Source organism: Microvirga sp. 3-52 (genome assembly GCF_018383585.1).
Taxonomy (GTDB): Bacteria; Pseudomonadota; Alphaproteobacteria; order Rhizobiales; family Beijerinckiaceae; genus Microvirga.
In genome coordinates, this window is sequence record NZ_JAHAMK010000075.1 from 1 (window position 1) to 2,135 (window position 2,135).

A 2,135-nucleotide genomic window follows, 5' to 3' on the forward strand; every position below is an offset into this window, starting at 1 on the left:
AGTCCTCGGGCCTGATGGCGAGTTCCTGAGTGCGCGGCTGTGAAGCCGAGGCGGTGCTGGCTGCTGCAGCCGCACGCATGCCGCCAGAGGCTGCTCCGCCACCCGGCCGGACCATGCCGCTGAGTGTCGAGCGCTGCATCGGGGTGCCAGCGGGTGCCCCGGCCAAGGCTGGCTGCTGTCGCCGGCGGAAGAACCGGACCACCAGGAAGACAAGACCGCCGATGAGCGCGACCTGCGCCAGGAAGCCCAGGATGGAGGCCAGCGACCCGAGGCCGCCGAACAGGCCGGCGCCGAACAGTGCGCCCAGCAGACCTGCCCCGAGCAGGCCCGCGAAGAACCCACCACCGAAGCGGCTCCGCGCGGGCTGGGCCGCCTGGGCCGACGGAGTGGCCGGACGAGGCTGAACCTGGCTTGGGCTCGTCTGCGAGCGCTGGAGCGGCAGCGCGGCTGAGGGAGCCGTCTGGGTGGCCGGAGGGGCATCGAAGGTGCGCGAGCCGCGTGAGCCCATGCTGCCTTTGCTCCTGGCCTCGACCACGCCAGTCATGGCAACGATAAGCACACCCGCCAGGGCGGACGCGAAGCGTCCGCGGCGTAAAGGACTTGCCGCCTTGCGTCTGGGCTGACCGTTCCCCTGGTCGATCGGAGACTGTTGCATCAGATGTTCTTTCCTGAGGTCAGTATCGATTGGGCTGCGCTACTCTTCTGGCTGCCCCGACGGACCCTTGTGATTAGAAGCCTAGGGACAGTGGTGAAGCGGCGTATCCTTGCCGATGGACCGCTCCCGTCGCCTGCGCCTCGAACCCGCGCGTACTGGCAGGTGATGATCTCGGCTCGCCTTCTGGAATGGTCCATGCCCGGTATACGAAGCTGGCTTCGGCCTTAATCCTGTCGCCGGCAAGAAATTTGCCTGAGTGTCACTTGGCCAATGCAGTCAGGCTCGCGCCCGGCGCAAGCATGATGAAAGCCCAGACAAAGGCAGATGCGATAGTCGCTGTCTGGAACAGCAGCATCGGCATGGCGAAGATCCCGGCTGTCAGGGGTACCACGGCTCGCATGGGGCCGATGAAGCGCCCCAGGTAGACGCCCCACGCGCCCCATCGGGCAAAGAACTGTTCGCCGCGGTCACTGAGATTCTGACAGGACGAAAGAGGCCAGACCCGAAACGCGGCGTGCTTGTACCGAAAGCCGATGGCATAGGACAGCCAGTCGCCGAGGATTGCGCCGACCGCCGCGCTAAGCCAGATCGGCCAGAATTCCAGACCGCTTGCCCCAATCAGGGCACCAATCCCAAGAAGCAGAACGGTCGAGGGGACGAGCAACGAGACAACCGCGAGCGACTCGGCAAAGGCTAGTAGCCCGACAATGAACGGAGCCCAGCCTTGGTGCGCCCGAACAAAGTCGAGCAGCATCGTCGTGAGGGTGTCGAGGTCCATGGGCTCTCCCGTTCGAGGACTGGTCACGATGCGACGACGCGCGCCAGCAGGAGCCGGCACGCGTTGGTTGTCGCGGACTAGGATCGCCCTCCGGCCTTAGGCCGGTTTCGGCATGCCGATTGCTCCTGCCGACGGAACGGCCGGACGCGAGGTCCTGTGCTTTGCACCATTCATATCACCATCGTCCCGCACCGGCGGCTGTCCGTCGAGGAGGTTGCGGATCTCGTCGCCGGTCAGGGTCTCGTATTCGAGCAGACCACGGGCCAGGGCCTCGAGCTCGTGCGCCTTCTCGGTCAGGATGCGGCGGGCATCGTTGAGCCCGTCCTCGACCAGGCGGCGGACCTCCGAGTCGATCTTCTGGGAGGTCGCCTCGGAGATGTTCTGCTGGCGTCCCATGGACATGCCCAGGAAGACTTCGTCCTGGTTCTCGCCATAGGCCACGGTGCCGAGCTCGGGCGAGAAGCCCCACTTGGTCACCATCATCCGGGCCAGACGGGTCGCCTGCTCGATGTCCGACTGGGCCCCGGAGGTGACCTTCTCCTTGCCGAAGATCATCTCCTCGGCGATGCGGCCGCCCATCATGATGGCCAGGCGCGAGGTCATCTGCTCGTAGGACATCGACAGCTTGTCCCGCTCGGGCAGCTGCATGACCATGCCGAGCGCGCGGCCGCGCGGGATGATGGTGGCCTTGTGCACCGGGTC

General features: G+C 66.0%; 1 protein-coding gene and 2 pseudogenes. All 3 read right to left on the reverse strand.

Translation table 11 applies throughout. The features are described 5' to 3' along the window. A pseudogene (locus KHP60_RS24745) lies at window positions 1–655 on the reverse strand (hypothetical protein); the annotation flags it as partial. Between the two features lie 259 nt (window positions 656–914). After that, on the reverse strand, window positions 915–1,433 hold the full coding sequence (locus KHP60_RS24750) for a DedA family protein (RefSeq protein ID WP_213566925.1): 519 nt from the start codon (window positions 1,431–1,433) through the stop codon (window positions 915–917). Between the two features lie 96 nt (window positions 1,434–1,529). Further along, a pseudogene (locus KHP60_RS24755) lies at window positions 1,530–2,135 on the reverse strand (cell division protein FtsH); the annotation flags it as partial.